9 protein-coding genes and 1 tRNA gene are annotated in these 7,409 nt (G+C 68.8%); 3 read left to right on the forward strand and 7 right to left on the reverse strand.

Features of this window, described 5'->3' with window-relative positions:
• Window positions 1-128 precede the first annotated feature (128 nt).
• Complete coding sequence (locus VF647_08930) at window positions 129-815, forward strand: thymidine kinase (GenBank protein HEX8452206.1); 687 nt, start codon at window positions 129-131, stop codon at window positions 813-815.
• 104 nt (window positions 816-919) lie between these two features.
• Here the strand turns inward: VF647_08930 and VF647_08935 are convergent, their stop codons facing one another.
• Entirely contained in the window at window positions 920-1,531 is a 612-nt protein-coding gene (locus VF647_08935; protein ID HEX8452207.1) for a hypothetical protein, read from the reverse strand.
• 136 nt (window positions 1,532-1,667) lie between these two features.
• On the opposite strand from VF647_08935, the gene VF647_08940 reads away from it, so the two are divergent.
• Window positions 1,668-2,153, forward strand: coding sequence for a hypothetical protein (locus VF647_08940; GenBank protein HEX8452208.1), 486 nt, complete (start codon window positions 1,668-1,670; stop codon window positions 2,151-2,153).
• A gap of 171 nt (window positions 2,154-2,324) precedes the next feature.
• Here the strand turns inward: VF647_08940 and VF647_08945 are convergent, their stop codons facing one another.
• The 3 genes from VF647_08945 to VF647_08955 form a co-directional block, all read right to left on the reverse strand.
• Window positions 2,325-3,092 (reverse strand): HNH endonuclease, encoded by a 768-nt coding sequence (locus VF647_08945; GenBank protein ID HEX8452209.1) that lies wholly within the window; start codon window positions 3,090-3,092, stop codon window positions 2,325-2,327.
• Window positions 3,093-3,604: 512 nt separating this feature from the next.
• Window positions 3,605-4,054, reverse strand: coding sequence for a hypothetical protein (locus tag VF647_08950; GenBank protein HEX8452210.1), 450 nt, complete (start codon window positions 4,052-4,054; stop codon window positions 3,605-3,607).
• Window positions 4,055-4,260: 206 nt separating this feature from the next.
• Window positions 4,261-5,523, reverse strand: coding sequence for an erythromycin esterase family protein (locus VF647_08955; protein HEX8452211.1), 1,263 nt, complete (start codon window positions 5,521-5,523; stop codon window positions 4,261-4,263).
• A gap of 409 nt (window positions 5,524-5,932) precedes the next feature.
• Between VF647_08955 and VF647_08960 the strand changes: the two genes are divergently transcribed.
• A tRNA-Met gene (locus VF647_08960) sits at window positions 5,933-6,006 on the forward strand.
• A gap of 131 nt (window positions 6,007-6,137) precedes the next feature.
• Here the strand turns inward: VF647_08960 and VF647_08965 are convergent.
• The 3 genes from VF647_08965 to VF647_08975 all read right to left on the reverse strand — a co-directional run.
• On the reverse strand, window positions 6,138-6,431 hold the full coding sequence (locus VF647_08965) for a hypothetical protein (GenBank protein ID HEX8452212.1): 294 nt from the start codon (window positions 6,429-6,431) through the stop codon (window positions 6,138-6,140).
• A gap of 7 nt (window positions 6,432-6,438) precedes the next feature.
• A complete protein-coding gene (locus VF647_08970) occupies window positions 6,439-6,732 on the reverse strand; it encodes an AbrB/MazE/SpoVT family DNA-binding domain-containing protein (protein ID HEX8452213.1) in 294 nt (97 codons plus the stop codon).
• 221 nt (window positions 6,733-6,953) lie between these two features.
• A partial coding sequence (locus VF647_08975; GenBank protein ID HEX8452214.1) for a transposase occupies window positions 6,954-7,409 on the reverse strand: 456 nt, incomplete at its 5' end.

Raw genomic sequence — 7,409 nt, forward strand, 5'->3', positions numbered from 1 at the left:
CCGCGCGGTGGACAACGGGGACGGCGTGCGGCGGGGTGCTTGTGGCCGGGGAGCGGCTTCGGTTACAATGGTAGGCCCGCACCGACCTCGCGGGCGCCTTCCCCGCACCGCCACGCAAGAGCCATCCGTTGAGAGATGTAGCGCTGTACCACGGCGACGGCCACGGCTGGATCGAGGTCGTAACCGGAGTGATGTTCAGCGGCAAGAGCGAGGAGCTGATCCGCCGCGTCCGCCGCGCGCTGATCGCCCGGCGCCGCGTGCAGCTCTTCAAGAGCGCCCTGGACGACCGCTACCAGGGAGTCACGCGCGTCAGCACGCACAACGGCGCCGGCGTCGATGCCGTCCCCGTGCGCGACAGCCGCCAGGTGCTGGAGCAGGCGCACCCCGAGACGCGCGTCTTCGCCGTGGACGAGGTGCAGTTCCTGGACGACGGGATCGTGGACGTCATCCAGCTCCTGGCCGACCGCGGAGCCCGCATCATCGTGGCCGGCACCGACCTGGACTTCCGCGGCGAGCCCTTTGGCCCCATGGCGCGCCTCATCGCCGTGGCGGAGACGGTGGACAAGCTCCACGCCATCTGCGTGCGCTGTGGCAACGCCGCCACGCGCAACCAGCGGCTGGTGAACGGTTCACCCGCTCCGTACGAGGCACCGGTCATCCAGGTGGGCGGCCAGGAGGCGTACGAGGCGCGCTGCCGCCGCTGCCACGAAGTCCCCTCCGCCACGCGCGACCAGACTTCGCTGCTCGATCTGCTCGGCTCCGGGTCGCACGAAGCGGTGGTGCTCACGCACGAGAGCCTGCGCAGCACGGTGTAGGCGGAAACAGCCTCACACAGAGAACACAGAGGGAACTGCAAGCCACGGAGGAAAGCCATTTGCTTTTCTCTCTGTGGCTCCGTGTCTCTGTGTGAAATTGCTTTTCAGTCGTCCTCGTACAGCCGCTGCTCCTCGTCGCGCATGATGCGGGTGAGCGCGTCCTCGAACGACACCCGCTCGCTCATGGCGGTGGCCTGGGCCTGGATCCAGAGCTGCCGCATCACCACGCCGAGCAGCGACACGCCGAGCCCCTCGCGCGTGCGCCGCATCTCCGCCACACGCCGCGCCAGGGGGAGGATCTCCTCCGGGATGTCGTCCTCCGCGGGGACGTAGGCGGCGCCCGCCGTCTCCGGAGTGCGACCGTCCCCCTCCAGCACTTTGGGCCGCCCGCGCGCACCCCAGCGGCGCGGATCGCGCGCCACGCGCAGGGCCAGGCTGCCGTCGGCGAAGGGCTGCCACCACTCCACCAGCCGGCCGAGTAGCTCCTCCAGCAGCTTTTCCACCGACACCCGCACCGGCCCCTTGCGCCCGTGCCGGCGCCCGCGCTCCACCACGAGGAGTAGGTCGGCGCCGGGCTCCTCGTGCGCGAAAGTCTGGATCCAGCGCAGCGCCCGCACGCGCGCCGTCTCCGGCCCCTCGTTCTGGAGGTCCAGGCGGCGGGTGGGCGGGTAGTGGCGCGCCTCGTACTCGCGGGCAAGCTCGTTCAGTCGCGTCAACGCGGGCTCCTCGACTGGGGTACGATCGCCGCCGTTGCACGGAAAGGGCCGCGCCGGAACGCGGATTGCACTTCGAGGCGACTGAGATACAGGACGCGGCCCGAGGCGGACGCGCAAACCGCAAGGAGGGGGAACGATGGCACGCTACGACCGGGGATACGACTACGGCCTGCGCGGCTTCCACGACACGACGGGCCCGCAGCGGCGCCGGGTGACGGCGCACTTCGTGGATCACATGCGCGGCTCCGGCGAGGACCCGCGCGACCTGCGCCCACAGCAGGACATCCGCCGCGGAGTGCACGCGTACGGCAACGACTACGACCGCCCCGGCATGCGCGCCGGCTGGCAGCCGCACGTGAACCGGGTGACCGCCCGCTACAACCTGGACTACGTGCGCGAGCAGCGCCCGGGCGAGTACCCCATCAACCCCCACCCGTACGGCGGGGACATGGAGTGGCGCGTGGGCGACTTCAACCAGTACCAGCGCCCGTACCAGACCAAGGGCGGATCCAGCACCTACCGCGGCGGCGGGCGCCCCGTGGGCTGGGAACGCGACCGGGCCCGCTACGACTACCTTTACCCGGAAAACCGCGGCCGCGGCTACGAAGGCCGCTGGTTCTGACCCATCCCGCACGAACGACGGCCCGCCCCGGAGCTCCCGGGGCGGGCCGTTTCGTGAAAAGCATCACACAGAGAACACAGAGGGAACGGAAAGGCACAGAAGACCCCTTTCTGGTTTTCTCTCTGTTGCCTCTGTGGCTCTGTGTGAGGCCATCTGTTCACTTCCACTCAGCTACGCCGCCCGTCCGCGCGGTGGCCTGGTGCGACCGCGCGCGCCGCGTCCGCCACGCTGGTCCACGCGCGGCTTGCGGCGGCGTCCTCCGCGCTGGCGCCGCCATCCGTCCAGCGACACGACGCCGGGCGCTTCGTCCTCACCGACCACGAGAGGGTCGCTGTTGCGCAGGGCGGAGCGGCTCCGCTCGCGATCCAGCTCCTCGGCCACGCGCTCGGCGGGGACGTCCCACAGGACCGAGAGGGCGCCGACGAGGGTGGCCAGCGTCTGCTCAAGAGTCGCGCGGACGGTGCCGGCGGCGGAGCCGAGCGCGGGGAGGGGGCAGCCCGGACCCTGGGCCACGGGCAAACGCTCGCGCCCCCGCTCCAGCCGCACGCCCACGGCGCTGACGATGCGCCGCGCGGCATAGCGCCGGCGATGAAGGCGGCGGCCGCTGCACAGGTGGCGCAGCCGCTCGCGCCAGTCGTCGCCGGAGCCGGCGCTGTCGCCCAGGAGCCAGACGGCGGCGTACAGCTCGGCGAAGACGCGCAGGTCCAGCTCGCGGACGGTGTCCGGCGGCAGTGTATGGAGGTAGTCGAGAAACGCCGCGATGCGGCGGGGGCGGGCGAGGAGGAAGAGGACGACTTCCTGGCAGCCGCGACGGTGGTTGCAGCGCGCGCAGGCGGGGACGATGATGCGGGTGTCTCGTCTGCGCCCGCCCTTGGAACGGGGGATGACGTGATCGCGGGTGAGGGGTCGGTCCGGGGCCGCGGGGGCCCGGCAGTACACACAACGTCCGGTCTGGATGCGGTGCTCGAGCTCCCTTTGCAGGGCACCGCTTCGGTCGTTTCGCCGCACGAACTCTCCCGGTGATGGGGGTCGGCGGTGCGCGCCCGGGCTGGCGCGTCCTCCGCCTTGCGCGGCCCCGCGGCGGCCTTCCGGGCCGTCGCGGGGTGTTGTGTTACTCTGTGCCTCGATTAGCTAGAACGATGCCAGCCCCCGAAAGGTTCCGTCACACGTTTGTACCGGTGAAAGTCTGGATGGATTCGGGCAAGCGGATCAGGGGGGAGGAGACGACGGAGAGTGCATCCCGCGACCGTCCAGCGCAATATGCAGCGGTCCGCGCGCCGTGAACAGTACTTTGAAAAGCGGTCTCACGCGGAGGCGCGGAGACGCAGAGAAAACAACGGAAAAAGCCTCACACAGAGAACACAGAAGGAACAGAAAGCCACAGAGAAAACCTTTGCGGTTCTCTCTGTGGCTCTGTGTCTCTGTGTGAGCATGCAGTTGCAGTCCTGGCGCTACTCCCCGGTCTTCTTCTTCGCCGCACGTTTTGCAGGCGCGGCTCGCTTCGGCGCGGGGTACGACTGCTCGGACGAGTACTCGCTCTTCACGTGCCGCAGCAGCCACTGCTCCACCCCGGTGGCCGTCTCCGGCGCGTCGGGATGCTTGCGGATCAGCGCGAACATGGCGCGGATGTCGCCCGTGGCCCGCTCCAGCCCCTTGGGAAGGATCAGCTTGAGCGGCGTGGGCGAGGGCGTCTTCACCAGCGACTCACCGACGCGGTTGCCGCGCCCCTGCCGCTCGATGAGCAGGTTGCCCAGCTTCTCCCGCGTGCGCGGGTGCGGCGCCTCGATCGTCCCCGACACGAACTTGCGCACCTGCTCCCGCCCGCGCCCGATCAGCCGGCCGGCCTCCCGCAGCCCCATCTCCTGCACCAGCTCCGCCAGGAACGCGCGCAGCACCGGCACCGGGATTTCAGCCCACGCCGAATAGCGGCGGGGAGATTCTCCCCCGCCGGCCAAGGCCTCTCGGCCACTCTGTCCACTACGCTCGGAAGGACACTGGGGATTTTACGCCGCCCGCGAATTGCGCGCAAGACAGGTCAGCGGCGGAACAAGCGGACAGCGCAAAATGATGTAGCGGGTGGCGCAAAGGGGCGCATGAAGCCTCGTTTTCACATCAATGGGGCCACCGCATGCGTGGTGTCGATGTGGATCACCGCGTCGAACTGCCGCGACAGCGACGCCTGGAAGTAGTGGCTCGCCCGCTCCGTCTCCGACAGGTAGAGCACGCCCACCGCGCGCTCCAGGCGCGGCCTCTCGAGCGCGGATTGCAGCGCCTCGTCGCCACGGAAGACCAGGAGGAAGTCGCCGATTCCGGTGTCGTGGAAGAGCGCGCCGTAGCTTCCCGCGAGCGCGGGGCGGAGCGGCCTGAGCTCGGCCCGCCCGCCCCACTCGCGCGCGGCCAGCACGGTGCCGGTGTAGGTGGTGAAGCCCACCAGCACCGCGCGCTCGTGGACGCGCTGGCGCATGAGCTGGCCCACGTTCCACTCCCCCTGCTCACCCGGCTCGGTCACGCGCGCGTCGCCCATGTGCGTGTTGTGCGCCCACGCGACCACTTTCGGCGTGCGCCCGCCCGCCTGCAGGTGCGCCGTGAGGGCGTCGAGGAGCTCGGCCATGTGCCGGTCCCGCAGGTTCCACGGCGAGATCCCGCCCACGAACGACATGCGGTAGTACTCCTCCGCACTCTGCACGACGCGCGCGTTCTGGAGCACGGAGAAGCGCGCCTCCGCCTGCGCCGGATCGCTGGGCCGCGGCGCCGCCGCGAAGCGCCGCTGCAGATCAGTGAGGAGCGCCGCTGCCTCGTAGCGGCACGACCGGGACTCGCGGGACGCCGCCGCCTCGCCGTACGCCTCCGGCCGGTCGCGGTACGCCTGGAAGCAGCGAAGGCGCTGGCGCGTGCTGCGCGCGGCCACGGGGTCGATCGTCTCCAGCGTGCGCACGATGGCGTCGACGGACTCGGTCAGGCTGTACAGGTCCATCCCGTAGAACCCCACCTGCGCCTCGGCGGGCTTGCCGGCGTTGTAGCCGCGCAGCCATTCGATCAGGTCGCGCGTGGGCGCGTTGGGCCACATCCACTCGGGGAAGCGGGTGAAGCCGGAGAGCGCCTCCGTGGCCGAGCGGTCGTTCCCCATGCCGCGCACGTAGCGGTTGACGCGCTCCGCATCCGGCCAGTCGCCCTCGATGGCCATCGCGGTGAAGCCCTGCTCCTCCACAAGACGCCGGGTGATGCGGGCGCGCTCGCGGTAGAACTCCTCGGTGCCGTGCGTCGCCTCCCCCAGCAGGACGAACGACGCGTCGCCGGTGATGGCCAGCAACGGATCGTAGTCGCGCGCGCCGCCGTCCAGCCGGTGCGCCGCGGCCCGGATCGCCGCCATCTCGCCGCTCGGCGCGGTATCGGCTGGTTCGGCGCTACTCCGCTGCGGCGTCGGCCGGGGTAGCGGGGAGCACGATGCGAGCAGGGCGAGTACGAAGACGGGGGCGGCGATTTTCATCTAGATGCGCAGGTTCGGGGTTCGCGTCCACCTGGCGCAGGGCGCATTCCCCCGGGGAAACAGGCGTAGCGGCGGCACGGGTTGACATAAATCCGTGCGGCCCATACATTTGTCCTCGTTGAGCATGGCCGGGGAGATCAGCGTTTGAGCCGACTCCTTTGAAGCAGTGGGGCTGGTCATCGTGGGGAAGGGGGAGTCCTGAGGGACATCGCCGGAGCCGCGGGACGGTCACCAAACGGATCTCGTATCCGGCTTCAAACCGCCTCCCTGGCATGCTTGGCGCCACCCGTGTCGCGGGGTGGAGCAGCCTGGTAGCTCGTCGGGCTCATAACCCGAAGGTCGCGGGTTCGAATCCCGCCCCCGCTATCGAAAACGCCCGTCCGCTGCGCTTGCAGAGGGCGGGCGTTTTCGTTGGCATCCTGAACGGCAGGCCTCACACAGAGCCACAGAGGGAAACGGCAAGAACTCGGGGAAGCCTTCTGTTCGGGCTGGGCCATTCAGGTGAACTTCTTCCCGTAGCGCCCGATGTCGTCGTGTGTGACGACGTCGACTACCCACAGCTTTCCGTTCTCCACCCGATGAATGAGCCGGTCGCCGTCGTTGATGCGAGCCTCGTTGTAGTATTTCTCCGGAAGTATCGGCTTCACGCGCATGCCCGGCGTGGTTTCCTGCTTCATGAGCGAGACGATCGCCTTATCGACACCTCGCTGGCGGTCGTGCGACAGCCTCTGGTAACTCTCCCTGAAGCGGTCCGAGAACTCAGCATTCAGGAATACGGCCTTCCGAGCCATGGCCGAATCATTCCTTCTTCAAGCCATCGAGGAACGCCTGCGCCTCCTCGGGCCCAGCCGCCAGAGTGGAACGCCCCTCCCGGAAGTCAGACTCAGCCTGCGCCACACGATCCTGCATCTCCGCGTTGTGAAACCAGAGTTGATCGTTAGGAATGAGCGACGCCGGCACCAGTTCGTAGGTGCCGCGACTCGTCTTCTCGAGCAGCACGAAGCTCGTCTCCTGGTCCGCGATCCCAAGGTCCCGGCGAACCTGTTCCGGCAGCGTGTTTCGCCCCCGCCTGTCCACTGTCAGGAAAGCCATATCCCCCCTTCGCTGTGATGGCCGAGTGGGAAAATACCGAATTGGGCACGGAGGTACAAGTCACCTTTGCGTCTTGCGGTACCCCTCCGTGCCCTCTGTGTAGGCGTTCGACAGTGGTTGCTGACACACGTGTGTAACCAGTTGTCCTACATGGAGATGCAACAAAGCCGCCCCGAGCGCGTGTACAACGCGCCCGGAGCGGCCACAGATGGGTTAAGTCGTTATCCTGTTGTCACTTGCAGAATTTTGGGAGGCGGCGGAGCCTTGCAACAATTGAAAAGATCGCGCTCCGCGCTGGTCAGCGCCTTCGTCTGAAGGACCGATGCGCGGCCCGTGGTGAGCTCGGCGAGGGAAATCCTCTCCAGCTGTTCGCGGACCTGTTCCCAGCCTGCCTGCGCGCGGTTCTCCGCGACCCGGATCAGCAGGTACGCGAGGACGCAGATGTGCACGTGGGCGGCGATGCGCTCGGGTGTGCGGTGCTGGACGGGCTCGAGGTCCAGCACGCTCTTCATCGAGCGGAAGGCCCGCTCCGCTCTCCAGAGATCCCGGTAGCCGAGGACCAGCTCTTCGGCCGGCAGGCCGAGCTCGTTGGTGACCAGCACGTACTTGCCGTCGTGCCGGGCCGCGGCTCGGACGCGGGCGGGGTCGATCCGCAGCTTTCCATCCGCGCCCTTCGC

Origin of the sequence: Longimicrobium sp., assembly GCA_036387335.1 — a bacterium.
Taxonomy (GTDB): domain Bacteria; phylum Gemmatimonadota; class Gemmatimonadetes; order Longimicrobiales; family Longimicrobiaceae; genus Longimicrobium.

Excerpts from the sequence above, each read along its gene's own strand:
- VF647_08940 (HEX8452208.1), top strand. The coding sequence starts at position 1,668 with ATGGCACGCTACGACCGGGGATACGACTACGGCCTGCGCGGCTTCCAC.
- VF647_08955 (HEX8452211.1), bottom strand. The coding sequence starts at position 5,523 with ATGGCGGCGATCCGGGCCGCGGCGCACCGGCTGGACGGCGGCGCGCGC.
- VF647_08965 (HEX8452212.1), bottom strand. The coding sequence starts at position 6,431 with ATGGCTCGGAAGGCCGTATTCCTGAATGCTGAGTTCTCGGACCGCTTC.
- VF647_08970 (HEX8452213.1), bottom strand. The coding sequence starts at position 6,732 with ATGGCTTTCCTGACAGTGGACAGGCGGGGGCGAAACACGCTGCCGGAA.